Source organism: Pantoea septica (assembly GCF_002095575.1).
Lineage (GTDB): Bacteria > Pseudomonadota > Gammaproteobacteria > Enterobacterales > Enterobacteriaceae > Pantoea > Pantoea septica.
In genome coordinates, this window is sequence record NZ_MLJJ01000007.1 from 56,636 (window position 1) to 81,339 (window position 24,704).

Genomic DNA, 24,704 nt, shown 5'->3' on the forward strand with positions numbered 1-24,704 from the left:
TCTTTCACTGGTAGAACCCTTCTGAGCCGTGGAATTCAAGGTCAACCGTGCCCTCTTCAGCGTTGTGGTTGGCCTCACCAAACAACCAGGCTTCGGTCAGGACATACACCTGACCGTTCGCCAGCTCCGCAGTACCGGTCATGCTGTCGGACTCTGTGATTTTGCTGAGCGGAAAACCCTTCGGCACTTTAAAAGTGCCTTTGATGTACGGGGCGCGGTGCGTTTCCTTACGGTCAACAGAACCATCAAGGCCGATCACATCATCGTTTACCTTAGTGTTCATCGGCACTTCAATACCGCCAGTCAAAGAAAGCTGAAGGCCGTCGAGTTTGAAATACGTGGTACCAGCAATACGGGCCATTATTCGCTCTCCTCGCTGTATTGCAGACGGAACTGATTAACCAGCGCAAACACACGCAGCTGATTAACGTAGTCAGGCGGGAACAGCACATCTACGCGGTTTGGATTATCCGCATTGCGCTCAACCACCAGATAGATTTTGAACAGGTCAAAGTTTTCAACGATGGCTGACCGCTCCATCTGTTTGTAAACGGAGCACATCTCACCTTTGATAACCGCTGGCGTCACCACGGCCTGACCGTCACCGAAGCGGGTTCCGTCATTGGCCAGTTTATGGCGCGGGTACTTAGAAGTGATCACGCTCTTCAGCTCGCGCAGTACATAAGCGCTGGTATGCAGGGTTTCACTGTCGAGATAGCTGTTATCAGCCACGCCGTAACTGTTCTGCTGATAGGTTGTGATATCGCGCTGAATGCGCAGCACACCGCCTTCGGCATAGGATGTAGCAATCCCGTGCGTCAGCAGAGACTGCTGCTCAGATAGAATGAAGCGGCTCCCCTTTGGTGCCGGCAATGCCCCGGTCAGCTCACCGGTTTGCGTCGGGCGCGCAGGATCGTTACGGATAAATACTGCATTGCGTGCTGTACGCATCGCCACCAGCTCATCGCAGCAGGTTTGCGTGGCCACTTCATAACCTGCAACGGTGATATGCTGGTTGTTCATGGTGTCGCCAAAGGCAACCAGCTCGGACAACGTACCGGTTTTAGCCGTATAAACGTGACCATATAGCTGACGCGCATAGCTCCAGCGGCCTGAACCGTCATTCATCTCCAGCGCCATCGTAGCGAGAGAAGCTGAATCGCTGAACGGAAGCCCGATGAAATCAAATGGCTCATCGCCCATAGCAGCAATGGTGTCGGTAAGGTCCGGTGAACCAGTGCCGCCAGCCAGCGCGGTGATGGTCACGGTAATGCCGTCAGGTGTAGTTTCACCGCCAACTGTGCCGTAATAATTCAGCATCAGCGGGATGTCGTTCCCGGTCAGCCCCTTATGGCGCGCTTTGACAGCAACTGTGCCGTCAGTAGCTGTCGCGGTTACAGGCAGGCTGGCATTCGCGTTGATAGCGGCTGCCAGCGTGGTGGCAACATCAGCAGCCTCATCGCCGATAACCACGGCGGCCTGCACGCGCTCAACCCCGATATACAGGCTTAGCGTCCCTGACGCCTGCGCGGTACCTGCAATCACTACTGAGCCTGCAGCCTGCGCCCCCGTTGATTCACCCACAGCCAGAATCCACAACTCACCAAAGGGGTCAATGGCACGATAGCGCTTGACCATACGGTGCAACTGGCTGCCGAAGCCGCAGATTTTACCGGCAAGATCGGCTGATGGCATGATAGTGAGCGTGTTCTTGACAATCGTGCCCGTGGTCGCCACGGTACCAATAAGCAGCGCCGGGCCGCCTGAACTCGCGCTGTTCGCCTGGCTGGCATCCATCTCAGCCCAGAACAGCGGCACGCGGATATCAGAAGGCACCTGATTAAAGCTGACAGTCATCACTCGCCACCTTGTTTAATTGCGTCTTTTGCAGAGGTTTTGCTTTCTGCTTTGACTTCCGTAACATCTCCTGCCTTGATACGGCGGAGCCAGTAAGTGCTCATCTCGACGTTTCGCCCTTCTTTGGGCAATAGGTCGCCACGGGCTGGATCAGGAACTGATCGCCCGGCAACAGGTTTTAGTTTCATTGGTTACTCGCTGAGGTTGACCAGAAGTTTGTGTTCGATGATGCCGTCTGGTTTCTGGTCTTTGCCGATGAAGTCCACGTCGACACCAATTTCTCTGAATTCATCCAGAGCATTGAGATCGTCCTGCTGGCGCGTCATCTCGCCAGTAATTTCACGCGTCAGCATGAACTCAAACTGGTAATAGAGGCGGCCACGATCCATATCCAGAAGCTGGCCACCTGAATACGCCACCGGACCCGCGTCCTCATCCGGCTCCCAGCCCAGCAGGGCTTTCCAGATTTCGCCCCGGACATCATGCACCGCGTCATAGCCTGATGCCTGCCCGCGTTCGTCGCGGGTATTGTCCAGCACAACGACAACTGCAAAACCTTCGGTCACGTTCTGCCAGTAGTCGGTCAGTGACTTTTGTTCGGCAGTAACGTCTTCAGTGGGTACCACGTAAGCCGCGGGTAACTTCATTTTTCCGGTTTCAGGAATGGCTTTGAATTCCGCCGCGCCGGCCACGTTGCCTGCAAAGCGCGGACATCGCGCGCGAAGCGCAGCTATAACAAGAGACAGCTTCATTTCTTTTTCCTTTCAGGCCTGAGGGAGGTGCGCAGCGCCCTTCTGAGGACGTAACTCGTCCAGCTCTTTCGGGACTCAAGCACTTCCGCCATATAGTTCTTGCGCGGTGCAATACGCCATCCGTTACCGCCTGATTTACCTTTATGATGGCTTTTAGCGCGCTTGGCTCCGCGCCTGACCCCATAGAAGAGAAACGCCGGATAGAAATCGCCGTCAATGAGCCGGTTGCCTTCGCCCCTCTTCTGGTTGGGCGCAATTCGAACCATCATGCCTGGACGATTTTTTGATGCCCGGGGAACGTAGTAACCGATTGAGCGCGCCAGCCGGCCAGTGCTATATCCCGGATTCTCGCCCGGTGATGAACGACCACGACGCATCACCAGCCGGCGGGCGTCACGCATATGAACCTGGCCTATTTTCACGAAGGCCTTACGCATTTTGGCTCGGTTAAAAACGAGCTCTTTTGGCTGGTCGAAATCGACGTGCAGCAGCGGCTTAGCCATACATCTCTCCATCACGCTCTACCGCGCCCAATTCTTCGCACTCCATCAGCAGATAACGGCCAGCTGAATTGAGATCGCGAAGGCGCTTGACCCGGTAGATGTTGCCGCCATACACCACCTCAAAATCCGAAGTGATGCCCTGGCGAAAACGGATCGTGATGTAATGGGTAATGATGTCATCAGCCTGAATGGATTCGTGATAGGTAGTGGCCCCCACCTGACGGACCTTTGCCCACACATCCTTTTCATTCTGATAAACCGGCTCCACGCCATAATCTGCGGCAGCCTGATCTATGCGCTGCCGCAGATGAATGCGCTTGTTGAGCTCACCAGGGTCGGGCAAAGTAAATACGGCGCTGGTATTTGATGAGCGTCGCTGCATGCTAATACCCCGACACCGGCAGACGCCGCGAATAGAGCAGGAACTCAAACGCCTGCGGCGTCTCCGTCATCTCCAGCTCTGACACTGAGCTGCGGTGTTCATACCAGTGACTGACCAGCATCAGCAGCGCAAGCCGGATATCTTCGGTAATCACCATGCCATCGGTATCAAGCGGTGCAATATCTGCCACCGTTTTATAGAGATTACGGTTCAGGTAGGTCACCGCCTTTGCCTCGGCGGCCAGAGCGAAAAGCTCAAGCAGTCGATCTTCTTCCGTAAAGTCGCTCTCAAGGCGGCACTGCAGCCGGATTTCTTCAAGTGTCAGCAGCATGACAACGCCTTATTTTTTGGCTTTTTCCTTCGCCTCAGCTGCCGCTTTCGCATTGGCTTCAGCTTCCGCTTTTTCCTGCGCTTCAGCAGCGGCCTTTGCTTTGGCCTCTTCTTCAGCCTTTGCAAGCGCCTGGGCTTCGGCTTTTTCCTTCGCCTCAGCTGCCGCTTTCTCTTCTGCGCTGTCATCGACCTCACTGGCATAGCCCAGCTTAATCAGCTCGCGACCATGCTGCTCGGTGGTCTCGATGGTATTGCCCTCAGAAACGACCGTGCCGCCGAAGTAGTTCGGTTTAATCAGAAGCAGTTTCATATATAACTCCCGGGAAGGCGGCCCGGAGGCCGCCGTTGCTGTTACGCAGCTGCAGCAGGTGCGGTGAAGGAACCGTAAACGAACGCTTCAGGACGCTTAACGGCCAGCGCCAGACGCTCTTCACAACGGATTGAGATCATGTTTTTCTCAAAGTCGTCGGTGTTTTCGGTGGAGATGACCACGTTGGCATCTTCGCGATCGAAAATCTGCGCACCGGCATTGAATGCGCCGGTCAGGAATTTACCCTGGAACGCAGCCGCTTCGGTCGCGACAACCGGCAGACCCCACAGGGTAGGACCGGTCAGCGCTGCCGGGTTCGCCAGAATATAACGGCCCAGCGAATCCTTAATCAGTTCGATCTTCGCCCAGTCGATGAAGTGCAGAACATGGCCGGAGGCCGGGAAGCGTGCCAGCTGCGCCTGCAGCATAGCCAATCGCAGATCATCGATACCGTTCTGATTCGCCACGGTGAAGGCGGCAGCGTATGCAGATGCCTGCGGCACGATACCATTCAGGTGCGTGCCGGTGCCGTCACCGAACAGAATTTCCTGCTCTTCAACGTACTTCAGGCCGTAACGCAGCTCGGCGTCAATCGTCGACTGCAGCTGCGGCATATCGTCCAGAATCTGCTTGGCGGCTTTGAACAGGTGCGCAATGGTACGGACCGGCGTAATTTTTTCCGCAAAAGTGATGCCGCTGTACGGCTTGGTGGTGTTCTCAGCTACAGTCGCGGCGTTATTGGTGAAGCCCGTTTGCTGAACCCAGTAAATGGTATTGGACTCAGTACGGCCCGGCGCAATCAGATCGCGAATAAACAGGCGCTGTTTAGGTTGCTGATCGATGCCCGGCAGGCGGTCAGGCGCAACAATCTGGCCCGGCACGTTGACGGACAGAAGCGCAGCCTTAACAGGGATGCTCAGCCGCTTGTTGCCTTCGATGCTCGCTGAAAAAGCTTTGAGAGCTTCGGAAGAGACAACCTGGCCGCCCACTGTTTCGATAACGTTTTTCGCATTCGCCAGCGGCATCTGTGCAACGTGCTGCTCCAGATCGCCCAGCGCCGCCTTAAGCGTTTTTTCTGCTTCACGCATGGCGTTAAGCTCACTCGCCATTTTATCCACTACCGCTTTGGTTTCCGTGGACAGCGAACCTGATTTTCTTGCCTCGGTCAGCGCTTCTTCAGCCTTAGCGTTAAACTTTCCGCTGGCTTCGTTGATGCTGGCAGTAACCTGCTTCAGTACTTCATTTACTTCAGACATTGTTAATCCTTATTTGCCGAACGCGGCCAGCGCGTTTTTAAGTTGTGCAATATTTTCAGGGTTGATTTCGTCGGTAGCGCCCGGCATACCTTCAGGGGTGGCAGCAGCGCCAGGCTTGCCGCCGGTTAATGCTTTAAGAAGTTTTCGACGTTCGGAGCGCGGCGCATCGGTTTTTGCCAGCATCGCGTCCAGCTTGCGCAGCGCAGCCTCGGGACTGTCGTCGCCGTCAGAAATCTCATCTGCCGTCAGCAGGCGATCCGCAAAACCTTTTTCAACCGCATCGCTGCCGCCGATATAGGTTTCAGCATTCATCATCGCGTCGATGGTGGCGGCATCCAGACCGGTACGCGCGCCATAGATATCGTTCATTGCCTTATCAAAAGGCACCATGTCGGCCGCAATCTGCTGCAGGTCGTGACGGTTGCCCATCGCATACACCCAGCAGTTATGGATCATCAGGAAAGCACCCCGACCAATCTGGACCTCATCACCGGCCATCGCGATAATCGACGCAGCGGAAGCAGCCAGGCCAAGCACCTTTACGGTGACTTTCCCGTCGTATTCACGCAGCAGGTTGTAAATCGCCAGGCCTTCAAACATGTCTCCGCCAGGCGAATTGATATTCACGGTCACGTCAGCACCGCCAATTGCGCGCAGCGCGGCAGCGATACGACTGGCGGTAACGCCGTCGCCGTACCAGTCAGCGCCAATAACGTCAAAGACTGAAATACTGTTGTCATCACTCTTTGCGGCTTTTATGCCGCCGTTCCAGCGCTGCATGGCAGAGGACGGCAGATCGCGATTTTCACGCGCAAAAGGCCGCCCCTCCGGCGCTGCCGGAAGACTTTTTACTGTCATTGGGGTTGCTCCTACGCCGCCTGTTTAAGCGGTGATTTTTCGAAAGGGATATCCGGGAAAACAGCATCGTGGACTTCGCGCAGCAGCCTAGCGTTTACGGCTTTACTGTTTTTTCGCAGGTCCTCAAGCGGGGTCAGGTTCAGCTGTACGGTATAAATATCACCACCCTCAATAGGCGGCAGGTTCTCCAGGCGGCGCACGTCATTGCGAGACATCCAGCCATTTTGCAGGGCAGTGGTGTAGTAGGCTGAGCGTCCGGCGCTGTCAGCACGCAGCAGACCTTCTACGGAGAACTCAGCAAATAGTTCTTCATCACTGTTGAGAAGGCAGCGTGAAATCTCCTGCTCGATATTCACCAGCATCGGGCGCAGCGTATTGGTCAGGAACAGAAGGTTCATGCCTTCGACGCTTGAGGCCCAGCTGCTCTGCTTGTTAACGTGACCGACCATAAATGGTGGCACGCGGAACCAGCGGCAGATTTCCTCAATGCTGAATGACCGTGACTCCAGCATCTGAGCATCTTCGGGGTTAAGGGTAATACCCTGATAGGACATATCACCCTCAAGCACCATCACCTTACCGGCGTTTTTCGAACCGACGAACCGGTTAAGGTTTTCGCGGTTTTTCTGGCGCTGCTCTTTGGTCAGCAGGTTCTTTGAGAGAAAGAAGCCTGACGTCTGAATACCGTTTTCAAAAATTTTGGCGGCTGATTCCTCAACCGCCATCGCCGCGCCAAATACGTCACGCCCGGTGCGCATCGGCATCATTCCGCAGACGCCATCCAGACCAAACCCACGGATGTGCATCATGTTTTTAACCGGGATAATGCGCGGCACGCCCTTCTCTGTGTATGTGTACTGTAGTTCGCCGCTGTCCAGCCGCTCCACCTTCATGCACTGAGGAAGGAGCGGCACCAGAGAGACCAACTTCTGGCCGATCATCTTTTTCTCAACGTAGGCATTACCGCGCAGGCAGATGCTGGCAACAACCATCAGCATGAATCGTGATGGCGTCATTTCGCTGTTAGGCCGGCGGCACAGCAGCTGATAAGCTGGGTGATTCAACGCCAGTTTGCGGGAGCCGTCAGCAGCCCTTTCGTATACCTTCATTGGCAGCGTTGAAACCGACTCGCTCAGCAGGCGCACACAGGCCCAGACCGAGGCCAGCGCCAGCGCTTTCTCTGCTGTCACGACCTTGCCGCTGCTGCTTGTTCCGTACCACTCCTGCCAGAACGCGGCATCATTAAGTCCAATCGACTCACCAAGCCAGTTAACAATCGCGCTCTTAATGCGACCCGGCCGTTTTTTTTCCTTCATCAGATACCTACCATGATCGGATCATCAAAAAAGTCATCAGGATCGCCGCTGTCCACCAGCACCGCATCCTCTGCTGCACCAATCGCCATAGCGGAAGCCACAACACCATCGATGCGGCCGGTACTTTTCTTTTTGGCAAATATGCGGTTGTCCTTCTGGTCAGCCTCAAGCACCGCAGAGGCGGCATTCCAGCGCAGGCAGGGATTGGGTCGGATAACCAGCACCCGGTTATTAAGATGCTCCTCAAACAGTTCGATAGAGCGCGGCATCCACAGCCCGGACTCCTGAGCCTTGTAAAAGCCCTGACCGTGCGGAACAAGGTCAACGCTCACAGACTCGCTTTCCAGCTCGGGCTCCAGATACTTAATGCGGTACTGGTCAAACGCAATGCACTTAATATCGTATCTGGCCGCCAGCTCACCGATGCGCACCGCGACAAAACCGTAGTTGACCGCCTTGCCCGGCGGCGCGTGAATGAAGCCGTTACGCAGCCAGGCATCATAGGGAACGTGGTCAGTCTTCGCGCGCTCAAGCAGAGAATCTTTTGGCGTCCAGAATTCAACTAAAAGCTTTTTGGACTTCGGGAAGTAAAGCGCCAGCGCCGTAAGGTCGCGTGAACCGGACAGGTCCAGACCGCCATAGCACTCTTCACCCGCCAAATCTTCGGGATCAAAGTCCTGCTCGCAGTTCATCCATGTGTCGCTGTCAATCCACGGGTCGGACGCCTCCACCCACTGGCAGAAGTTAAGACGGCGCACGATGCTCTCTTTCGATGGCATGCCCCGCGCCTGCGTCACCTGCTCCCGCAGATATTTATCAGTGAATGTCTGTCCCAGCGACGGGTTAGCTTTGCCCCAGCAGGATTCGTCCTTAAACGGGTCGTCGCCCTCATCCAGAGAACAGATGAAGCTGAAAAAGCTATCGTCCTCCAGGTCACCCGCAGCAACCTTGCGCCCGTACTCATGGTATTCATAACAGACGCTTGTTTTATCGTGACCGCTGTTGGTGATCAGGAACATCAGCGCCTGACGGCGGCCTTTTGTACCGGCGCGCATCATCTCAACAACGGCATTTGTTTTGTGCTCATGCACTTCGTCAATCAGTGCGCCATGCGGGCGCGGCCCTGACTGACCATCATCGGAGCTGATGGGCTTGAAGAAAGAGCCCGTCTGCAGGAACGCGAGGTTCCACACGTTCAGGCCGGTGCCGGATTTGGTAATGCGCTGCGCCAGCGCGGGCGACTGATCGACCATTGTTACCGCATCGCGGAACAGGATCATCGCCTGGTCTTTTTTTGTGGCCGCAGCGTACACTTCGGCGCGGGGCTCTTTATCCGCCATTAGCAGGTACAGGCCAACGCCACCCGCTAATGGTGACTTCCCTGAACCCTTGCCGGATTCGATATAACTCATACGAAAGCGGCGCGTGCCGTCTTCCGCCTTCCAGCCGAACAGAGAACCGACGATGAAGCACTGCCACGGCAGCAGGATAAAAGGCTTTCCCTCATGCTCACCGCCGTTGAGCTTCAGAACCTGAGCGAAGAAATTAACGACGCGCGTTACAGCTTCAACATCCCAGAACAGTCCACGCTTCGGACCCTCTTCCAGATCACGGAGGTGGCGGGCGCATGCCGCGCGGATGTCTGGCCCGGCAATAACCGCGCCGCTGGTAACGTCCATTGCATACTGCGTCGCCGGGTCAACCGAAGAACTGGTTGAGCGGGTCTTCTTCTTTTTCTCCACCATTCACGTTCACCTTTGACCGGGCAGCCGGAGTCAGGCCGAACTCTACCAGGTAGCTTTTAAACCGCCGGTCTGCATCAGCCAGCATTGAAACAGCCGGATTGGCCTTTATCAGAAATCCACCTTCAGTCTGGACCGTGTAGGTTCTGCCCTCATCAACAATTGTGATCCGCAGCTGAAGAATATCAGCGTAGATATCGCAGAGCCTTTCCAGCGCGAGAACGTCGGCGACGGTTAGCACGCCCATTCCATCGAGTAGAACGGTCAGTTTTCCCCACGCCACCTTCCCCCAGTCAGTGAGATGTGACGGCGGGCTCGGGATTTCTCTTGCGGGTGAAGGCTCTTTGTCGTTGAGTTTTCGCTTGCCCGGATTGCCGGTAACGACCTTAAGGTGGGTCGGTTTTGGTCGTCTACCGGCCATAAAAACCTCCCAGAAAAAAACTTTTCATTTCGCGGTTGTGCATAAAAAGGGGGGCGGGCGGTCAGGAAGGCGATAGCCCTTGAACTCTTTATCCGCCCCTCCCCGTGTGTCTGAGTTCTATCCCCTGCGCCAGTGCGACTGTGGGTCCAGTGGTAGGCCGTTCTCATCGCACCCAATCACGTGACCGCGCTTTTCTTCGCGCTGCTTAGTGGAGTCGTGGTGCTGCTTACAGAGGGGTTGCCAGTTTGCTTTATCCCAAAAGAGCTTTTGAGCCTTTGCTATCTCATCCTGTTTGCCGCCATTGATGGCTTCTTTCAGCCTGTGTGGTTTGATGTGGTCAACGACAGTTGCGGCTACCGCTCTGCCCTGCCGATGGCACATAACGCAGAGAGGATGTGATTTCAGAAATGAGAGCCTGGCTTTGTCCCAGCGGCTGTTATAGATACGTGGCTCTGACATCAGAGTTTCCTGCTGGCTGGGTGTGTTTATCCCTCGGCAATGGTGAGACCACCAGCCGATGATTCAGTGTCTTTATGCTGAAAATTGAACTCAGCAAGCTCAGTTTTCAGAACAAAATAAAACCGCCCGTAGGCGGCCTGTATTAATCGCTACCGCAATTACCACCGCTATCTGACGAACTGCCAGAGTCGTAGCCGCCACTGCATGAATCAGATCTGCTTAAACTGCTGTAGTCGTTACCCACGTAAATCGGGCTGATGGGGTTAAGCGGATTCATCAGGTCGCTGCCTGCGCCAGTTGTGCCAGTCATGCGACGACGGTGTTCTTCATCACGGCGGCGGCGACTTTCCGCGCGGCGACGTAATTCTGCATCAGATAAATAGCTCATAGCTTTTTCTCTCTGTAGTGCCGGGTTCGCGACGCTTCACTGCGTGGCTAACCGTTATCCCTTGTCGGAGGATTCAATAGGCTTCACGTGCGAGAACATGAAGCCGTCATAGGGCATCGGAAGGTTACACACCATCCAGTTAACGAGATCAAAGAACCATTCAGGCACGCCATTAGCCGCGCATACTTCAGGCTCCCCTGATTCGATATCCCTGATGTAAACCGGTACGATATTGGCGAACAGGCCAGTGTGCTCCCACTCGCTCTTTTTAACTCTGCCGAACAGTAATGCCATGCTTACCTCAAACATTGCTCTCTGATGTACTGCTGAAGACCGGCTATTTGCTTTCCGGCGAGTTCGATTCGACTTCTGAGGATGAAATAATCCCGTTCAGCGGTGTCAGTAAGTCCGGGGCTGGCTGCATCATCCATGCCGGCGGCGCCGGTGGCGGATTGCTTCGTGCAGGTAGCGTTGAGCTGCAACCGGCGCTTGCCAGAAGCAACGTCACGCTCAAGCTGGTCGATAGTTGCTTGAGCATTGGCTAATTCCTTTGTGTATTTGGCGTCGAGCGCGGCAACATCGCGCTGGCGGACCTGCATATCGTCAATCGTCTGCTGGCGCTCGGTAGCCAGGCTGTCAGCAGTAACGTATTTCCCGTGGTAAAGAATTGCTACCCGGCAGACCACAATGAGCGCCACCAGCAGCAGGCCGATAATTAATGTTCGCCAGCTAAAGGTCATAGGGACCATCCGCCAGGCACATTGAGCGTTCCATGTCGCGCCGGTTCATCAGCCCCCTGAATTTCATGCCTCCGGCATAGACCCAGCGACGCAGCTCTTCGCATGCTCCTTCCTGATCGCCCGCATTCAGCTTTTTAAGAAGTGTCGATTTAGAGAAAGCGCCGGAGCCTACGTTGTAGGTGAAGCTGTAGAGCGAAGCGCGTTGATATTCATTCAGCGGAACCTTAACCAGACCATCAACCGTTTGCTTTACCGGCTTCAGGTCATTCCACAGTAGGCGATCACATTCGCGGTCGGTATACTTCTTACCTTTAATAATGTCGTTGCCTGTATGTCCATCACAGACCGTCCAGACACCAGCCACATCTTTGTAAGGCTCGTATACGCGTCCCTCTACGCCGTCTTTACCACCGATGAAGAGCGAGGCGATAAGCATTGAGCCGCCGCCCGCTGCGGCTATCAGTTTGTTACGCAGGCTGGCTGACATAGCCATAATTATTCCTCTCCCAGCTTATCGGACGGGATATAGCCGCGCTGCTCCAGCGCCCTTATCTGAGCGAGAGATACTTTGCGCTTAAAATACGCGTTGATAGCAAACGTCAGCAGGGCCAGAACAATACCGGCAATAACGCCTACCGCACTCCATTCATCCGGGCTGAGTCGCGTTAGCACGCCATTGGCTACAGCCGATCCTGCCGCGCCGTATGCCGCTCCTGATGCTAGTTTGCTCATATGGTTGATACTCATGGTCACCTCCGTGATTACGGTCGGTGCTGTCTGTAGTCATTAGAAAATGGCGACCCTCCCCACACAGCAACGGGGAAATATCAAAGTTTTTGGGAGGACGCCAAAAGAGGACCGGGAATTTCCGGCTAATTAGAATTCTTTCTGTCAAAGGCACCCGCAGATGCCTTTTGCACAAAGCTATTTGGTGGCTTTAAACAGCGGCCAGAGAAGAGCAATCACCACAAAGATGATTGCGCCATCAGCCAGGATAGACATCATTCGACTTGTGAAGTCGATGGCGACAACCAGAAACAGCAGTACAGCTATCGCCAGCCAACGCAAATGGGCCATTACAGATGGTTTTCCAATCGCAGGCCGAGAACATTGGCGATCTCTTCCAGCACCTTGCGTTCTTCCGGCTCTACTTCGCCGTCTGCTTCAGCGATCGCTACAGCGACATCGAGCACATCTTCTGCTTCGCGCGTATCGTGCTTAACGTCTTCGATTTCACGAAGTGCTGCGCGCCGCCCGATTTTGAAGTTAGTATCGAGCTGGCCGACGATCGTGGCGCTGATGGAGTTGATTTCAGAAGTGAACGCCGCCAGAGCTGGCTGATTGCGAAGTACCTGCTCAATCTTCGCCTTCTCAGAGGCCTCACACTCACCATCGGCATACGCCACCAGATACGCAGCATTAACTACGGCCTGCGCAAGATCGCGTTTCTCAAACTTCTTAATATCGCTGACTGCCTTACGTGCTTTTTTACCGAAACCAAACATAGTGACTTTCCTTTTAGCGGGTGAGCCAGCGCTCAGGAGTAGTCAGCCCACAGAGATAGTCACACTGACCATCACTCTGGCTCACCCCTGAAAGGCTCTGTGGTGTAATGCGCCGAGCGTGGCGCGGGAATAAAAAAGGCCCGCCGAAGCGAGCCTTTGTAAATTTGCTTTTCGATTTAATTGGTTAGCACTTTTTGCATAAAACCAAAAGTCATGACTACTACATTAGCACTGTCAATCCTTGAAAGTTGACAGAGTGAAACTTGAATTTTTACCCGCTTACTGTTGCTTCCCCTTCGGTATGCGGGCTTTTTTTTGGCCCCTGACGCAAATCGCGGTAACTGCCTTGCTCGTCGGCAACAGGGTTAATCTTGCTGTACTTATCACAATATGAAAGGCGCTACGGGTTTGCAGTCCCGGACAGACCTTATAAGCGTCTGCGCTCAGCGCCTTTGGTATTGTGTGGAAATAAAAAACCCCACCGGGCGGCGAGGCTTACTGATGATGGTAGTGAGCGTCGTGTATAGAAAGCCCACTATGGGAAAGATATTAATCCATTTTACGACAAAATCAACTCTTTTATTTACTCACATGGATAATCAGTATCGAGTCACTGACTTGAAGGCTGCGTCCGCGTGGCTCTCTTCCATTTCCAGCTTTGAAACCAGCGCGTCGAAGAAAGGTTTCCAGTTGCGCTCCCACGTCCTGACATGCAAATCCGGGACGATCACACTGACGACTTTATAGGCCTTACTGGATGGTTTTCGCCTGTACCCTTTACCGCTACAGCGATCGCATTCTTTTTCAACCGGGCAACCGCTGAGCTTTGACTGTTCGAGGTCGCGAACGCGGCCAGTTCCGTTACAACGACAGCGCGCGCTGATGAATCCTTTCCCGTGACATGTCACGCACTGATGCTCTGTTGTCTCGAGTCGGTATTTAGGCGGGGTATTTTCACCGCAGCCAGGATGAACCATCACATTAGCCAGACCGTTGGTAATGCCTCGGCCATCACAATCAGGGCAGGTGTGCTGAGAAGCAGCGGAGCGGGTATATTCTTCAAAGGCGAGCTTGCACATCACGGTCAGGCAAGGAAGCAACTTAGCGCCTGCACCTTTAATGATCAGGCGGGGAACCGAGCTACGCGCATAAGCCAGTAAATAATTAACTGCGCGCGTTTTGTCCTCTTCGCCCAGCCCTGCTTTAGCCAGGACGGCCGCCACCCCTAACGGGGATTTTGACTGGCACATGCCGAAGGCGCCCATCACGTCAGTACCCGTCAGCGCTTCAGATGCCGTAGCGCGCGAGGTATCGCTGATGTTCATAGTCTTTGGGCTGAAATGCTTTAACGCCGATTCAATTTTCATGCTAATCCTTCTCCACACCCTTTATTTTTTATCTGCCCCGATAACGCCGACTGCAATTGCGTGATCGAGGAACCTGAACAGCAGCTCAATCTGGCTGCCATATTTGCTTTCAAACTCCCTCATGTCCCGGTGCAGCTCATCGTGATGCGCTCTGCAAAGCGGTATCACAAATAAGTCATGCGCCTTCGTTCCCATTCCTCCCTGTCCGTGTCCGATGATGTGGTGCGGATCGTCTGCCTGCTTTCCGCAGCATGCACACTTTTGCGACTTTACCCAGCGCGTATACTTCTCGCTTTCCCAGCGCTTACGCTTTGGACGAAGCATAAACGATTCCGGCGACTCTGGGTCTGCCACCAGGCTGATAACCTTCTTCACGACTTCCCCGGCCTCTAGCAAAACCTCCCGGCCCGGACGTTCTGGCGTAATCAGTGATTCCTTCAGCGTGCCGGTAGCCACCTGCTCTGCCTTCATCTTCAGAACGCGGCGCGCCGGCGCTTCGGGGATAAGGTCGATTACGTCTTTGATGGATGCCCACCAGCACAATTCGGGCAAGGTCAGCGTATGGTTAGCATGCAGGCCCATATCGAGACAGGCGCTGTGAATGATCCACGCGGCGACGTTCGCGGCAGCAACCTTCTCCATTTCACCTGATACGCCGTTATTGCGCAGCTTGTTGTCATGGTGGTAACAGAGCGACAGCACGCCGTCTTCTGTTTCAAGCGTGGTCATTTCGTGGAAGTGGAAGCCGTCACCGTCATCGCATTGGCATGCGTTAATCATGGCTACCCAGACAGTAAGATCGGGAAAGCCACCAGCTGCGGCAATAACGCGCTCATGGCGGAAAAAAGAATTCAGCAGCGGCTCATCCAGTAAGGGCTGATTGCCATCGTTGATTTTCCCTGATGGCAGGTCAGCCATATCACCAGTCGGCGTACTGATGAGTACGCGCCCACGAAACAGGCTCATCAGTTCTGAGCCGGGCTTGAACAGGACTATCCCCGTTCGCGGAGCCACTTCCGGTGTGAGAAGCGCCCTCATGCGTTGCCCGCCAGTTCTTTGTCATGGGTAAACTCACCATTCCAGGACTGTTTCATTGGCAGTTGCCCTTTCAGATAGCGGCGATAAAGCCACACTGCGCCCTCACGCAGCAGAACGGGCTGGTAGCTGGTGAAGCTGGCCGCCGATGACGGGTTTATCTGGCTGCTCTTCTCTGTGAGGTATTTATCGCGCGCCTGAGAACGTACGCGCCAGTGAGCATGATTCCCGTTAGGGTTGTCGTCATATAGCCAGTTCGACTCCTGCAGGTATGCGCTCACCCTGCTGGCGTTCACGCCGTTCAGACGTTTGCAGAACTGGACAGGAGAAAGCCCATCGCTAAACAGGTTCTCAAGGTGATCTATATATTGCGCCTGACGATGGGTCAGTACTTCCGCCTGTTGTTTCGCTTCCATAGCATCAGCCCATGCGCGCGCCAGCTTAATCGGATCGTTCATGTCCGGCAGCAGAAGCCCGCCGACCGCTCTGAGACGAAAATAACTGTCCTCCAGCCCTTCAAAGAAGGTCCATGCCTCATCCGTATCGACGATTTTGGACATGCGCGCGGCGCCCTTCTCTGTCCATAGCGTCAGGCTTCTGGCTTTGGATGAAATTTGTGCGTGACTATTAGTCACTCGCAAATCGCGTAGCTCGTCACCATCCACGGTGAAGATATGAATCCCCTCGACAAAACGACCAACGTTGCGTGAAAGGTTTTTACGGATGTTGGCTTCGTCAGTGCCATAGCCTCTGGCTAATAGCTCAGTGGTGATCACACGCTGATCGCGATACATGAGAACGGGAACGCTAACTGAAGCGTTCGAAGAGATAACTACGGGGTTTACGCCAGACGCAGCTGCGCCCAGTACCTGATTAGGCATATTTTACTCTCCACACCATTTGTTTTATCCGGTCCCGCCCCCTCATCTGCAAATGAACGGGACCAACCTTTGCCGGCAGCGTCTGCAAACGCTTATCTGCATAACCATCATAATGGTTCAAAAATAAATTTCACGACTTAAGTGTATTCACCGATTTTTATATGCGAAGCCAACGTCCTAAGGCAACAAGGCTATACCTTAATCAAGACGCTCATTCTTCAATCAAGACGCTCATTCTTCAAAACAAGGGTTACCTGACCGAGCCACTTACCAAAAAGTGCTGAATTTTTGAATACATAATATTATGCAACGTGTGTATTTTAACTCAACTAGTACCATTCTTGGTAAACTAAAAAAATGAAACATTAACTAATTAATGCTTTAACTAACGGAAATTTAAAGGATTGAGCAATCACACTGAAGAACATTGCACGCCAAGTTCAATTTTTTTGATTTATTGGCTGTTAGTTTATTTCACATGTATCTAAAAATGGAAATGTAAAAATCGTCAAATCCAGCTTATCGCTATTTTTTAATTTTATCACTTTAGCTTAGAGCATATGTTCTGTAAAAAAAATATTTGTCTAATCTTGAGTTATGCTTGAAAATAGCCACATATTAACAGAGGGAACTTTAATATGAGTCAGGACTTAAAGGTTGGAGCTTTAGCAGTGCTGGGTGTTTTTTTCTTTTAGGGGGTATTAACGCTTACTCGAAAAAGCAAAGCGCAATTAATGAAATTAGTTCATGTGCAACTATAAATACAAGCAATGCAGTATCTAATGTCGAAAGAGACTTATTGGGCAGACATGACACAAGCTTGTTTGGAGAGGAATTTATTACTCTTGATTCCATCCTCTTCCATAATGAAACGATTGGCAAACAAGGCACAAGGGTCATCGTCCCTTTCACTCTGATTCGCTCTCAAGGTCAAAGTGAATATGAGGCTGAAGTAAGATGCTCTGACTTGAATATCATTAAATACATAAAATTATAAATCTAAAACGATTTCAAAATATCTGCTTCTGCAATCACAATAACTTTAATGCACTTAATTTATCTTTGAAATTCTCAAAGACTCACACAGCAATCAGGTGATTATATGTTAAAACCCTTGAAATACTACGTTGGCAAGGACAGGTCAAATAACCTCCTTTTACATTGCGAAGATTGCAAACATTTGCCCACTTCAGATTTCCGCACCTTTATTGGTAGTTTTTACACGCCGAATCAGGCATTTTCATTAGCGGCTAGGAAATTTTCATCTCTAGAGCACTGTACCTTCTGCCAAGATGAATCGAAACATTACATAAATGATGAAACACGTTTTCCATATGTATATTTCGACTCTACGATTTCATTAAACAAAGGCAAGAAAACATTAAAACCAGTACATCATTCCCCCCCTACTAAGAAACCCAAATTTTGATTTTCTTTATTTTAACCTGAAAGCGCCCGAAGGCGCTAATTTCTTAAATGCAGACTGAAAAAAAATATCACTAATTGTACATTATCAGAAACGGCAGAATTAACTTTACCCCGTTTCTCCCATATCTGGGATCGTCATCTGTCCCGCCAGTTCAGCGACAGCGGCGCGGAGCATGCGGATGTTTTCCCAAGTTGATTTATCGGCACGTTCCACCAGGGCGATAAACTCTGCCATGGTCATTTCCGTCTTTAGACGGGTCTCTATAGCTACTGAACTGAAGCGATTGAACTTCTCCATTAACCCTGCATCGTCCAGATCGGGATACTTAGCGGCCACCCAAACTTTCAGCTCCGCGTTTTCCAGCTTTTTCTGCTTCAGGCGCTGTGCTTTGGCAAGAATCTCCGTCGGCACTACCACTACAGCTGGATTTTCGAAAGAGTCTGCAGCCCAGGTGTGGGCATATCGGGATTCCTGAAACGTGTAAATGTCTTTATCGCCAAACATCGCAGCGGCGCAGGCCCAGACCTCAATACCGCTTTGCTCAAGGATGCCAGCGCGGGTTAGCGGCATGTTTTCGTCATACTGGCTATCAGCGTTTACGGCAGGCTGCGCCGCGCCGACGGGGATTCCTGAGCGGTATTCGGTGATGATGGCCATAACTTCTTCAATACGGCTCAGGTCGATAAGCAGCGCGCCTTTCCCCTCTTCGGCTTCTCCTTTCTGAGCGTCACACAGCAGTTCCACCAGGCGGCGGGCGCGCGCGGCGCTGAACTGCGGCATCGCATCGGCCTTGGTCAGCTTCTTCTTGCCAGTCGCCTTCGCCTTATCCAGCTGCGTTCTGGCTACACTCCCAGCCTTCACCCCATGCTCACGCACCAGCGCCACTGCAGTAGTCGCCGCGACCTCTCTGTTTTTCACCATGGCGATCAGCTCATCACCGGAGGTAAGCAGCTGCAGGTGATGCTCCACGTCAGCAATAGAGCGCTTCACCTTCTTCGCTATCTCTGCCGGTTCCATACCCTGATTGCTCATGCGCTGATAGGCTGCTGCGCGCTCCAGCGGTTCCAGCGCGCGCCCCTGGCTGCTCGTGACCATGAAGGCGATGCGATCGGCCTCGGACCCTACGAAATCTTTGCACTCCAGGCGGATGTCATAGCCAGCTTCTTTCGCCAGCAGAGCGCCGTGGTAACGATGATGACCGTCGATGATCTTAATGCCCTGCTCAGTGACCTGCACAGCGAGCGGAGGCACATGCTCGCCAGCGATGAAGGCATCGCGGAATTCTTCGACGTGCGTCTGGTCAATTTCACGGATGTTGTAACCACTTTCGACATACAGCTCATCAACGCCCAGCAGGTAAGTTTTGCGGGTAGTGATGTTGGTTTCGGTCTTTGCTTTGTTGTCGTAAATTCTTGCTAAGTTAGTCATTTGTTTGCCAGCTCCCAGGACAGGGTAACGATCAGCGCGGCGATCATCAGGGCCGCAGTGCGAATGCTTTGGTAAAAAATCACGTTGCGCTCGTAATGGCGCAGCACACGGGCTTTCATCAGATGCCACCCTATGCGTCGGCGCTCGGCTTCGGCCTTAATGCCTTTGCTTTCTGCATGCACATCCGCCGGCGCGCTACAGCCTGATCACGAAAGCGAGGCTTAGCCGTGGCGTCCATCGCGTTCAGCCATACCGTTGCCGCTCGGCTCCAGCAGTTGCGAGCCTGAAGGGACATAGCCAGTTTGCTCAGGCGCGCGTATTCAGCGTCTACAGCTGTTGCTTCTTCAACCAGGTAGTAGCGGAACTTTATGTCCATGTAGACTTCGCCCATTGCTAGCAGAGTTTTCCCTGCTTCGCGTACAGTTCGCACGTTCGCCTTCATCCCCTTCGCCAGTTCGGAAGCTGTCAGGCCCGGATGCTCTTTCAGGTACGCCAGAATCATTTGCTCAGTATTCATCGTTGCGTCTCCTGTTAAGCGCCACGGAAGCCAGGCGGGATTGCGTAATCAGCAGATGGCACGGCAGTGATGTCACGCTGTCCACCAGCTTTGGGTAGGTCGTTAGCGCGATCTTCCTTGACGGCCAGATAGCAGCGCTCGGTAATCAGGTAATCGAAATTCTTTTTGCGCCAGGTACGCCCTGATGCGTTATCTGCTCTGTTTTCACACATCCAGCGGCAGTTCTTCGCGATATAACGCAGGTAAGCAACCCAGCGTTCTTGAGTGAAATCGAACTTACGCCAGAACGTGCGCAGCTTGTCTCGGCGGCCTTTAGTTAAGTCAGCTACCGGTGGCATTTCTGGGAGGATTTGGTGATAAGCGCCCAAAACAGACTGGTAATCCAGAGGCGGCTGGGCAGGCGAAGCCTGTCTAACAGTCTCTGTTGTAATCTCTGTAGTAATCTCTGTTGTATTCTCTGTAAGAGCAGTGCAATTTGCCCCTATGGATGGGTTTAAGTTGCCCTTTTCGACTGGTGCAGCCTGCCCTTTTCGATGAGTGCAAGTTGCACCCTTCGATGAGTGCAAATTGCCCTCATCGGTGAGCAGTGGGTTTTTGTGGTTGATTGCGTAAAAATTAGTACGGTCGTGCTGAGACTTTTTCAATTGCTCAACATAGATGAGACCGCTCTTTTTAAGCGAAGTCAGGGCGCGCTTAACAGTATCAGAAGACCAAAACGGGAATTGCTCATTCCATTCGTCAATGGTGTTATAAACCCATCGACGACCGTCATGCTCTACGCCAGAGTTGGTGTCTTCCAGCCAGTAACAGATTTGCTGAAGCACTATGGCTTCATTCAGGCCGATCCGGCATGCCAGCACAGGGCTGATGACTAGCGGCTTTACTTTCAGAAGTAGACTCATGCTCGGCACCTACTTCCCTGAAATTGCGCTGAAATTGGTCAAGTGGACTGAAGCACTCACCATGTTCATAGTTGTCGCGCAGGTAGATAACGCGGTTTGTTTCAGGCTCCCAGCGAACGACACGGACGATAACGCCGCGCTTGTCTTTAAACCTTCGGTTGAGCTCGCGCATTTGGTTAACCCCAGTTGACGGTGTGACTCACCCACAGCCCACTCTACAAAGCTGTGGTTCACCTCTTCGCTGCATCCGGGTACATTAAGCACATACCGCAGCGGCTCCTGATTGAAACGGCCACCAGCCGACGGCAGGCACCTAAATTGCGGAACAGGATGGAATCTGTTTAAATTGACCATGCGATTATTTCTCCACACCAAGTGATTTGGTCGCAACTGAACGCTCCGGGCTGCAACCTGGGGCGTTCGCCTTATCTGGCGGGCAAAAAACGCGATACAGCAGCGTCAGATGCTCCTGCCACTTAGCCATTACCTGATAGCTGTTCTCCTCAATCTGCTCCCTTTCAGCCGCATCAATTACGCCGTCCTCTGTGGCTTTACGCAGATAGGCGGAATGCTTGCCGATCCACTCAACCGACTCCATTAGGCGCTCGTTGATGTCGGCGTTATCAACATCCTCGATCTCAACCATCGGGACATTTACGCTGTTCGACTGCCGCGAAACCGCGTCAGCGATGTATTTCGTGCCGCTGGCCTGTTGAAGAACCATCGCCCAGCCCATAGGGAATATTTGGTCGCCCTCAAGGCGCAGGCGGTTAAAGAGCGCGTTCTCTGTGATGCCCAGCCATTCAGCTGCTTCTGCATAACCGCCAGGCATACTGGTTATGGTTTTACGGATCGCAGCCACAAGCCAGGCTGGTTGCTTTTCTATTTGCCACTCAGGTTTACCCACGGCTAAGCCCTCTCTACTGTGGTTTCGCTACGGATGGCGTAGCTGTTAAAGTCTCGGTGCTGGTCAGGTAGCGCTTGGGATAAAGAATTTCCAGCTCGCTGATCTCGCCTTTAAAGAACAAAGCCAGGCGCTCTGCTACATCCAGTGATGCCACCTGCAGACCGCGCTCAATACGGCTCAGGTTGCCTACATCCAGATGGATGGCGCCGGCTACTTCACTTAGTGTTTTTCCTTGCGATTTACGCAAGTTTCGTAACGGTGAAGACATTTTTAACCCCCTTAGTTGCGTAATTCGCATATTATTTCATGCTAGCGGATTGCGCAAGTTAATTTGCGTTTCATGCAAACCAGCCATTAAATAGGCACATGAACATAGGAAATCGAATCAGAGAACTGCGGCTTGCGCGCGGGCTTACAATGAACGATCTGGCTGATGCCGTAGGCGTTGACCAGGCGAACATTTCACGCCTTGAGACAGGAAAGCAAAAATCCTTTACCGAGCAATCGCTTAATAAAATAGCTAATGCGCTAAATGTGAGCCTCGGTGAATTATTTATTCCCTCCGATCCAAAAAATACTGTATATAATAACAGTAAGGATATGGTTAAGGTTATACAAGGGGGGGATGTGTATCGTGTGGATTTGCTTGATGTAAATGTAAGTGCTGGCCCAGGAGCCTTTGTTGGTAGTGACATAATTGATATCATTCGCTCTATTGAGTACAACACAGAGCACGCCAAGAACTTCTTCGGCGGTAAACCTGCGACTACGGTCAAGATGGTTAATGTCCGCGGTGACAGTATGTCGGGCACTATCGAGCCAGGAGATCTGGTTTTCGTGGATGTTTCAGTGAATCAGTTTGATGGTGATGGGATTTATGTGTTTGGTTTTGATGGAAAGATTCACATAAAGCGCTTACAGATGGTTCCCGATAAAATCGTCGTCATTTCTGACAATACCCGATATCGTGACTGGTTCATTGATGAATCGAATGAGCACCGCTTTTATATTTTCGGCAAGGTCATGATCAGCCAGTCGCAATCCTTCAAACGACACGGCTAACCCTTCCTAACAAACCTGATAAGCCCGGTTCTGCCGGGCTTTTTTGCGTCTTTAACATTTATCGTTTGCAAATAGCGCATTTTATTACTTGCGTTATATGCATATCCGCATTATTGTTTTCCTCATCAGCGGTTACTTACGGATTTTGAGATGAGAATGGTCAAGAACATGAGCAACACTAAGTTTTGGGACCTGATCACTTTTCTTTACCTGTTCCCGGATGCCGAACTGGTTTGCGATGGGGATGTGGGGATCGTGTTGTTGGAGTGCTGTGTCGATAGTCCGGCAGCGAAGCCGGTTTTTTGATGGAAGACGGTGTGTTGTTTGGCGGTTTCTTCAGTTCGCAATCTGATTTAACCGCCCTCTTTTTTCACAACGAAAAGGGCGTTTGCAAAGCGGGTGTTTTCGAACGCTTTAGAGACGTGGAGTGAATGCCCTTCTCGTTGTGGAGATACAGTTAATGCGGAACAGTTCGGCGCTAAGCGCCAGCATGGCCTACAGGAACCCATAGAACGGCGGGGAATCGCATAGGCCTGTGAACACAACAAGCGGGGGCAGCACCGTAAAAGTCTGCCAGTTCGTAAACCACGTGATTGCGTGTTACCCGAACCAAGCTGGCTGGGAGGTCAGCACACAACGGTAAGAGCATTGGCGGTGAACGGGCCAGCACACAAGCCGTAAACCGATCCGGAGGCAAAAGCCGGCCGTATCAATGCTCTTTCCGTTGTGGTGAATGCGGCTAGCGCACGCGGAGAGCTGGCATCCTGATTATCGTGCGATGCTCAGAGTTTAAAGGTCACCGCTCTGGAGTTCGCCAGCTTGGCCAGAGCACCGGGAGGCACCCGGCACCACAATACCCTTCGATGTTTCGGTGTGGAGAAATCAGGCTGTGGGTTATTGCAGTAACCCACCAGCCCTTTAAGCGAATCCCTCAGTTTTTTATTGCCGTCACTGGCAAGGGATTCATGCAATCAAAAATCGTGTGGAGAACATATGCAGAAGCCTAACGACGACATCAGAGTCGGGATCATCATCTTTCCCTACTCCAGCATTTTACGCGGCTGGATCGCCCCGGATGGAGAGCTGGTAAAGAACCCGATTAAAGCTCAGCGCATGGCTGAGGAAATGTACCGAAACATCACCATCCACTGAGGCGACCAACATGCTCAACGCAAAATCGAATAAAGAAATTGTTGCCGCTGGCCATTCCTTTGCCAAAAACCTCTCAGCCGATACCGGCCTGATGGATATGGCCAAGATGGTAAGCGAGCTCGCTACACGTCTCGACGTCGCGAACGCGCGCGCCAGTGTGATGGCAGGTGAAGTCCTGCGCATTAACAGCATCATGCCGGACGCTATCGCCGCGCTGAATGCCACCGGCAACCATATGAGCCTCGTTGCCAACCTTAACTCCGCCATGGTGACACCAGCCGCTAACGAGTGGATTAAGGCGCTACAGGCTGAAGCAGTCGTGCAGACGCGGAAATACGTCCAGACCATGACCAACCACCAGCAGCCAGGCGTATCTCACGTTATTAACCTCATCTCGAAGCTGGAGATGGATATGTTGCGCACCAGTGCCAGTAAGGATGGTGAGTGATGATCCACTATCACGGCGGGCCTATCACGCCTGACCTTGCTGCGCTGAAAGCCTGGCGCGGCAGGCACGCCTTTATCTCGTTCGCCCATCCAGAGCAGCTTGGGCTGGCGTCTGAAGCATGCCAGTCCTTTGCGCTGGACAACGGCGCGTTTACGGCGTGGAAAGCAGCTGGCCGCAACAAAATAGAATGGGCCGATTATTACGAGTTCGTAGCGCGCTGGAAAAATCATCCAGGCTTCGATTTTGCGATCATCCCTGACGTAATCGACGGCGGAGAAGCGGAGAACGAGGCGCTACTGGATGAGTGGCCACATGGCGATTTCTACGGCGTACCTGTATGGCATATGAACGAGAGCGACGAACGTTTTATTCGACTTTGCAATGAGTATCCGCGGGTAGCGATTGGCAGCTGCGGCGAGTATGACGTTAAACGGCCAAACCTTGCTGTCGCACGGATGAAAGACCTCATTCGCCATGTGACCGACGCTCACGGTCAGCCAATCGCTAAATTGCACGGGCTTCGCATGCTCAACCCGCAGATTTTCACAAAGCTCCCGCTGGCTAGCGCTGACAGTACAAACGTCGCGCGCAACATCGGTATCGATAAAGCATGGTCTGGAGCATACGCGCCAGCATCCAAAGAGACCCGCGCGGCATTGTTGGTTGAGCGTATTGAATCGCATAACAGCCCCGGCTCACTCGTCTATTGCGAGCAACGAGACCGTATTTCGCTGCAAATGGCGCTGGAGGTGTAGCA

The 24,704-nt window shown here is 52.7% G+C and carries 35 protein-coding genes and 1 pseudogene; 5 read left to right on the forward strand and 31 right to left on the reverse strand.

The window, feature by feature from the left end; translation table 11 throughout:
* Positions 1-4 precede the first annotated feature (4 nt).
* From HA46_RS05445 to HA46_RS05580, 31 genes and pseudogenes are all read right to left on the reverse strand, one after another.
* Complete coding sequence (locus HA46_RS05445; RefSeq protein WP_084882649.1) at positions 5-361, reverse strand: phage tail tube protein; 357 nt, start codon at positions 359-361, stop codon at positions 5-7.
* The gene (locus HA46_RS05450; protein ID WP_084882652.1) at positions 361-1,857 is read right to left on the reverse strand and encodes a phage tail sheath subtilisin-like domain-containing protein; all 1,497 of its coding nucleotides are present in this window, start codon (positions 1,855-1,857) and stop codon (positions 361-363) included. The genes HA46_RS05445 and HA46_RS05450 overlap by 1 nt, the downstream gene beginning before the upstream one ends.
* On the reverse strand, positions 1,857-2,045 hold the full coding sequence (locus HA46_RS05455) for a DUF2635 domain-containing protein (protein ID WP_084882656.1): 189 nt from the start codon (positions 2,043-2,045) through the stop codon (positions 1,857-1,859). Before HA46_RS05455 ends, HA46_RS05450 begins: the two co-directional genes overlap by 1 nt.
* Before the next feature lie 3 nt (positions 2,046-2,048).
* The gene (locus HA46_RS05460) at positions 2,049-2,609 is read right to left on the reverse strand and encodes a phage tail terminator protein (RefSeq protein ID WP_084882660.1); all 561 of its coding nucleotides are present in this window, start codon (positions 2,607-2,609) and stop codon (positions 2,049-2,051) included.
* On the reverse strand, positions 2,606-3,112 hold the full coding sequence (locus tag HA46_RS05465) for a hypothetical protein (RefSeq protein ID WP_084882663.1): 507 nt from the start codon (positions 3,110-3,112) through the stop codon (positions 2,606-2,608). The genes HA46_RS05460 and HA46_RS05465 overlap by 4 nt, the downstream gene beginning before the upstream one ends.
* On the reverse strand, positions 3,105-3,494 hold the full coding sequence (locus HA46_RS05470) for a phage head closure protein (protein ID WP_084882666.1): 390 nt from the start codon (positions 3,492-3,494) through the stop codon (positions 3,105-3,107). Before HA46_RS05470 ends, HA46_RS05465 begins: the two co-directional genes overlap by 8 nt.
* Position 3,495: 1 nt before the next feature.
* The gene (locus HA46_RS05475; RefSeq protein WP_084882670.1) at positions 3,496-3,825 is read right to left on the reverse strand and encodes a head-tail connector protein; all 330 of its coding nucleotides are present in this window, start codon (positions 3,823-3,825) and stop codon (positions 3,496-3,498) included.
* Positions 3,826-3,834: 9 nt separating this feature from the next.
* Positions 3,835-4,134: a DUF7210 family protein gene (locus tag HA46_RS05480; protein WP_244277507.1), complete on the reverse strand. Its 300-nt coding sequence runs from the start codon at positions 4,132-4,134 to the stop codon at positions 3,835-3,837.
* A 41-nt stretch (positions 4,135-4,175) separates the two neighbouring features.
* Positions 4,176-5,390 carry a phage major capsid protein gene (locus HA46_RS05485; RefSeq protein WP_084882673.1) on the reverse strand — a complete coding sequence of 405 codons (1,215 nt, stop codon included), beginning with the start codon at positions 5,388-5,390 and terminating at the stop codon, positions 4,176-4,178.
* A 9-nt stretch (positions 5,391-5,399) separates the two neighbouring features.
* Complete coding sequence (locus HA46_RS05490) at positions 5,400-6,248, reverse strand: head maturation protease, ClpP-related (protein ID WP_084882677.1); 849 nt, start codon at positions 6,246-6,248, stop codon at positions 5,400-5,402.
* An 11-nt stretch (positions 6,249-6,259) separates the two neighbouring features.
* Positions 6,260-7,564 (reverse strand): phage portal protein, encoded by a 1,305-nt coding sequence (locus HA46_RS05495; protein ID WP_084882680.1) that lies wholly within the window; start codon positions 7,562-7,564, stop codon positions 6,260-6,262.
* On the reverse strand, positions 7,564-9,309 hold the full coding sequence (locus HA46_RS05500) for a terminase large subunit (protein WP_084882683.1): 1,746 nt from the start codon (positions 9,307-9,309) through the stop codon (positions 7,564-7,566). Before HA46_RS05500 ends, HA46_RS05495 begins: the two co-directional genes overlap by 1 nt.
* Positions 9,263-9,727 carry a phage terminase small subunit P27 family gene (locus tag HA46_RS05505; RefSeq protein ID WP_084882686.1) on the reverse strand — a complete coding sequence of 155 codons (465 nt, stop codon included), beginning with the start codon at positions 9,725-9,727 and terminating at the stop codon, positions 9,263-9,265. Before HA46_RS05505 ends, HA46_RS05500 begins: the two co-directional genes overlap by 47 nt.
* Positions 9,728-9,844: 117 nt before the next feature.
* Positions 9,845-10,186 carry an HNH endonuclease gene (locus HA46_RS05510; protein ID WP_084882689.1) on the reverse strand — a complete coding sequence of 114 codons (342 nt, stop codon included), beginning with the start codon at positions 10,184-10,186 and terminating at the stop codon, positions 9,845-9,847.
* A 142-nt stretch (positions 10,187-10,328) separates the two neighbouring features.
* Positions 10,329-10,574 (reverse strand): hypothetical protein, encoded by a 246-nt coding sequence (locus tag HA46_RS20710; RefSeq protein WP_143807588.1) that lies wholly within the window; start codon positions 10,572-10,574, stop codon positions 10,329-10,331.
* Positions 10,575-10,628: 54 nt separating this feature from the next.
* Positions 10,629-10,868, reverse strand: a complete 240-nt coding sequence (locus HA46_RS05515; protein ID WP_033749676.1) for a hypothetical protein — start codon at positions 10,866-10,868, stop codon at positions 10,629-10,631.
* A 2-nt stretch (positions 10,869-10,870) separates the two neighbouring features.
* Positions 10,871-11,314: a lysis protein gene (locus HA46_RS21440; RefSeq protein ID WP_084882694.1), complete on the reverse strand. Its 444-nt coding sequence runs from the start codon at positions 11,312-11,314 to the stop codon at positions 10,871-10,873.
* Positions 11,304-11,807: a lysozyme gene (locus tag HA46_RS05525; RefSeq protein WP_051905598.1), complete on the reverse strand. Its 504-nt coding sequence runs from the start codon at positions 11,805-11,807 to the stop codon at positions 11,304-11,306. Before HA46_RS05525 ends, HA46_RS21440 begins: the two co-directional genes overlap by 11 nt.
* Positions 11,808-11,809: 2 nt before the next feature.
* On the reverse strand, positions 11,810-12,061 hold the full coding sequence (locus HA46_RS05530; protein ID WP_084882698.1) for a phage holin: 252 nt from the start codon (positions 12,059-12,061) through the stop codon (positions 11,810-11,812).
* A 177-nt stretch (positions 12,062-12,238) separates the two neighbouring features.
* The gene (locus tag HA46_RS20715) at positions 12,239-12,391 is read right to left on the reverse strand and encodes a DUF3927 family protein (protein ID WP_143807589.1); all 153 of its coding nucleotides are present in this window, start codon (positions 12,389-12,391) and stop codon (positions 12,239-12,241) included.
* Entirely contained in the window at positions 12,391-12,819 is a 429-nt protein-coding gene (locus tag HA46_RS05535; protein ID WP_033749683.1) for a tellurite resistance TerB family protein, read from the reverse strand. Before HA46_RS05535 ends, HA46_RS20715 begins: the two co-directional genes overlap by 1 nt.
* Before the next feature lie 599 nt (positions 12,820-13,418).
* Positions 13,419-14,186 (reverse strand): antitermination protein Q, encoded by a 768-nt coding sequence (locus tag HA46_RS05540; RefSeq protein ID WP_084882702.1) that lies wholly within the window; start codon positions 14,184-14,186, stop codon positions 13,419-13,421.
* Between the two features lie 21 nt (positions 14,187-14,207).
* Positions 14,208-15,224, reverse strand: coding sequence for a DUF968 domain-containing protein (locus HA46_RS05545; RefSeq protein WP_084882706.1), 1,017 nt, complete (start codon positions 15,222-15,224; stop codon positions 14,208-14,210).
* Positions 15,221-16,102 (reverse strand): ORF6N domain-containing protein, encoded by an 882-nt coding sequence (locus tag HA46_RS05550; RefSeq protein WP_208857393.1) that lies wholly within the window; start codon positions 16,100-16,102, stop codon positions 15,221-15,223. The genes HA46_RS05545 and HA46_RS05550 overlap by 4 nt, the downstream gene beginning before the upstream one ends.
* A gap of 1,534 nt (positions 16,103-17,636) precedes the next feature.
* On the reverse strand, positions 17,637-18,959 hold the full coding sequence (locus tag HA46_RS05555; protein ID WP_084882709.1) for a ParB/RepB/Spo0J family partition protein: 1,323 nt from the start codon (positions 18,957-18,959) through the stop codon (positions 17,637-17,639).
* Positions 18,956-19,078: a hypothetical protein gene (locus HA46_RS21445; RefSeq protein ID WP_255351571.1), complete on the reverse strand. Its 123-nt coding sequence runs from the start codon at positions 19,076-19,078 to the stop codon at positions 18,956-18,958. The genes HA46_RS05555 and HA46_RS21445 overlap by 4 nt, the downstream gene beginning before the upstream one ends.
* An 11-nt stretch (positions 19,079-19,089) precedes the next feature.
* On the reverse strand, positions 19,090-19,476 hold the full coding sequence (locus HA46_RS05560; protein ID WP_084882712.1) for a PerC family transcriptional regulator: 387 nt from the start codon (positions 19,474-19,476) through the stop codon (positions 19,090-19,092).
* 14 nt (positions 19,477-19,490) lie between these two features.
* On the reverse strand, positions 19,491-20,378 hold the full coding sequence (locus HA46_RS05565; RefSeq protein ID WP_084882716.1) for a hypothetical protein: 888 nt from the start codon (positions 20,376-20,378) through the stop codon (positions 19,491-19,493).
* Positions 20,374-20,550, reverse strand: a pseudogene (locus HA46_RS05570) (DUF4222 domain-containing protein); the annotation flags it as partial. The gene HA46_RS05565 and the pseudogene HA46_RS05570, both read right to left, overlap by 5 nt.
* 186 nt (positions 20,551-20,736) lie before the next feature.
* Positions 20,737-21,285 (reverse strand): YmfL family putative regulatory protein, encoded by a 549-nt coding sequence (locus tag HA46_RS05575; RefSeq protein ID WP_033749696.1) that lies wholly within the window; start codon positions 21,283-21,285, stop codon positions 20,737-20,739.
* A 13-nt stretch (positions 21,286-21,298) separates the two neighbouring features.
* Entirely contained in the window at positions 21,299-21,553 is a 255-nt protein-coding gene (locus HA46_RS05580) for a helix-turn-helix domain-containing protein (RefSeq protein ID WP_084882942.1), read from the reverse strand.
* Between the two features lie 98 nt (positions 21,554-21,651).
* On the opposite strand from HA46_RS05580, the gene HA46_RS05585 reads away from it, so the two are divergent.
* The 5 genes from HA46_RS05585 to HA46_RS05600 all read left to right on the forward strand — a co-directional run bounded on the left by HA46_RS05585 (position 21,652) and on the right by HA46_RS05600 (position 24,702).
* Positions 21,652-22,347, forward strand: a complete 696-nt coding sequence (locus tag HA46_RS05585) for an XRE family transcriptional regulator (protein WP_084882722.1) — start codon at positions 21,652-21,654, stop codon at positions 22,345-22,347.
* Positions 22,348-22,515: 168 nt separating this feature from the next.
* On the forward strand, positions 22,516-22,653 hold the full coding sequence (locus HA46_RS21110; RefSeq protein WP_162287535.1) for a hypothetical protein: 138 nt from the start codon (positions 22,516-22,518) through the stop codon (positions 22,651-22,653).
* A gap of 687 nt (positions 22,654-23,340) precedes the next feature.
* The gene (locus HA46_RS05590; protein WP_084882725.1) at positions 23,341-23,499 is read left to right on the forward strand and encodes a DUF1317 family protein; all 159 of its coding nucleotides are present in this window, start codon (positions 23,341-23,343) and stop codon (positions 23,497-23,499) included.
* 10 nt (positions 23,500-23,509) lie between these two features.
* A complete protein-coding gene (locus tag HA46_RS05595) occupies positions 23,510-23,947 on the forward strand; it encodes a hypothetical protein (RefSeq protein WP_084882728.1) in 438 nt (145 codons plus the stop codon).
* A complete protein-coding gene (locus HA46_RS05600) occupies positions 23,947-24,702 on the forward strand; it encodes a hypothetical protein (RefSeq protein ID WP_084882730.1) in 756 nt (251 codons plus the stop codon). Before HA46_RS05595 ends, HA46_RS05600 begins: the two co-directional genes overlap by 1 nt.
* The last annotated feature ends 2 nt before the right edge of the window (positions 24,703-24,704 follow it).

What these genes read in the sequence shown, in the direction of transcription:
- HA46_RS05555 (WP_084882709.1), bottom strand. Translation starts at nt 18,959, where the DNA reads ATGACTAACTTAGCAAGAATTTACGACAACAAAGCAAAGACCGAAACC.
- HA46_RS05505 (WP_084882686.1), bottom strand. Translation starts at nt 9,727, where the DNA reads ATGGCCGGTAGACGACCAAAACCGACCCACCTTAAGGTCGTTACCGGC.
- HA46_RS05475 (WP_084882670.1), bottom strand. Translation starts at nt 3,825, where the DNA reads ATGCTGCTGACACTTGAAGAAATCCGGCTGCAGTGCCGCCTTGAGAGC.
- HA46_RS05480 (WP_244277507.1), bottom strand. Translation starts at nt 4,134, where the DNA reads ATGAAACTGCTTCTGATTAAACCGAACTACTTCGGCGGCACGGTCGTT.
- HA46_RS05590 (WP_084882725.1), top strand. Translation starts at nt 23,341, where the DNA reads ATGCAGAAGCCTAACGACGACATCAGAGTCGGGATCATCATCTTTCCC.
- HA46_RS05585 (WP_084882722.1), top strand. Translation starts at nt 21,652, where the DNA reads ATGAACATAGGAAATCGAATCAGAGAACTGCGGCTTGCGCGCGGGCTT.
- HA46_RS05450 (WP_084882652.1), bottom strand. Translation starts at nt 1,857, where the DNA reads ATGACTGTCAGCTTTAATCAGGTGCCTTCTGATATCCGCGTGCCGCTG.
- HA46_RS05540 (WP_084882702.1), bottom strand. Translation starts at nt 14,186, where the DNA reads ATGAAAATTGAATCGGCGTTAAAGCATTTCAGCCCAAAGACTATGAAC.
- HA46_RS20710 (WP_143807588.1), bottom strand. Translation starts at nt 10,574, where the DNA reads ATGAGCTATTTATCTGATGCAGAATTACGTCGCCGCGCGGAAAGTCGC.
- HA46_RS05445 (WP_084882649.1), bottom strand. Translation starts at nt 361, where the DNA reads ATGGCCCGTATTGCTGGTACCACGTATTTCAAACTCGACGGCCTTCAG.
- HA46_RS21110 (WP_162287535.1), top strand. Translation starts at nt 22,516, where the DNA reads ATGAGCAACACTAAGTTTTGGGACCTGATCACTTTTCTTTACCTGTTC.
- HA46_RS05515 (WP_033749676.1), bottom strand. Translation starts at nt 10,868, where the DNA reads ATGGCATTACTGTTCGGCAGAGTTAAAAAGAGCGAGTGGGAGCACACT.
- HA46_RS05500 (WP_084882683.1), bottom strand. Translation starts at nt 9,309, where the DNA reads ATGGTGGAGAAAAAGAAGAAGACCCGCTCAACCAGTTCTTCGGTTGAC.
- HA46_RS05535 (WP_033749683.1), bottom strand. Translation starts at nt 12,819, where the DNA reads ATGTTTGGTTTCGGTAAAAAAGCACGTAAGGCAGTCAGCGATATTAAG.
- HA46_RS05580 (WP_084882942.1), bottom strand. Translation starts at nt 21,553, where the DNA reads ATGTCTTCACCGTTACGAAACTTGCGTAAATCGCAAGGAAAAACACTA.
- HA46_RS05495 (WP_084882680.1), bottom strand. Translation starts at nt 7,564, where the DNA reads ATGAAGGAAAAAAAACGGCCGGGTCGCATTAAGAGCGCGATTGTTAAC.
- HA46_RS05460 (WP_084882660.1), bottom strand. Translation starts at nt 2,609, where the DNA reads ATGAAGCTGTCTCTTGTTATAGCTGCGCTTCGCGCGCGATGTCCGCGC.
- HA46_RS05525 (WP_051905598.1), bottom strand. Translation starts at nt 11,807, where the DNA reads ATGGCTATGTCAGCCAGCCTGCGTAACAAACTGATAGCCGCAGCGGGC.
- HA46_RS21445 (WP_255351571.1), bottom strand. Translation starts at nt 19,078, where the DNA reads ATGAAAGCCCGTGTGCTGCGCCATTACGAGCGCAACGTGATTTTTTAC.
- HA46_RS05600 (WP_084882730.1), top strand. Translation starts at nt 23,947, where the DNA reads ATGATCCACTATCACGGCGGGCCTATCACGCCTGACCTTGCTGCGCTG.
- HA46_RS05560 (WP_084882712.1), bottom strand. Translation starts at nt 19,476, where the DNA reads ATGAATACTGAGCAAATGATTCTGGCGTACCTGAAAGAGCATCCGGGC.
- HA46_RS05490 (WP_084882677.1), bottom strand. Translation starts at nt 6,248, where the DNA reads ATGACAGTAAAAAGTCTTCCGGCAGCGCCGGAGGGGCGGCCTTTTGCG.
- HA46_RS05485 (WP_084882673.1), bottom strand. Translation starts at nt 5,390, where the DNA reads ATGTCTGAAGTAAATGAAGTACTGAAGCAGGTTACTGCCAGCATCAAC.
- HA46_RS05510 (WP_084882689.1), bottom strand. Translation starts at nt 10,186, where the DNA reads ATGTCAGAGCCACGTATCTATAACAGCCGCTGGGACAAAGCCAGGCTC.
- HA46_RS05550 (WP_208857393.1), bottom strand. Translation starts at nt 16,102, where the DNA reads ATGCCTAATCAGGTACTGGGCGCAGCTGCGTCTGGCGTAAACCCCGTA.
- HA46_RS05595 (WP_084882728.1), top strand. Translation starts at nt 23,510, where the DNA reads ATGCTCAACGCAAAATCGAATAAAGAAATTGTTGCCGCTGGCCATTCC.
- HA46_RS05470 (WP_084882666.1), bottom strand. Translation starts at nt 3,494, where the DNA reads ATGCAGCGACGCTCATCAAATACCAGCGCCGTATTTACTTTGCCCGAC.
- HA46_RS05455 (WP_084882656.1), bottom strand. Translation starts at nt 2,045, where the DNA reads ATGAAACTAAAACCTGTTGCCGGGCGATCAGTTCCTGATCCAGCCCGT.
- HA46_RS05545 (WP_084882706.1), bottom strand. Translation starts at nt 15,224, where the DNA reads ATGAGGGCGCTTCTCACACCGGAAGTGGCTCCGCGAACGGGGATAGTC.
- HA46_RS05530 (WP_084882698.1), bottom strand. Translation starts at nt 12,061, where the DNA reads ATGAGTATCAACCATATGAGCAAACTAGCATCAGGAGCGGCATACGGC.
- HA46_RS20715 (WP_143807589.1), bottom strand. Translation starts at nt 12,391, where the DNA reads ATGGCCCATTTGCGTTGGCTGGCGATAGCTGTACTGCTGTTTCTGGTT.
- HA46_RS21440 (WP_084882694.1), bottom strand. Translation starts at nt 11,314, where the DNA reads ATGACCTTTAGCTGGCGAACATTAATTATCGGCCTGCTGCTGGTGGCG.
- HA46_RS05565 (WP_084882716.1), bottom strand. Translation starts at nt 20,378, where the DNA reads ATGAGTCTACTTCTGAAAGTAAAGCCGCTAGTCATCAGCCCTGTGCTG.
- HA46_RS05465 (WP_084882663.1), bottom strand. Translation starts at nt 3,112, where the DNA reads ATGGCTAAGCCGCTGCTGCACGTCGATTTCGACCAGCCAAAAGAGCTC.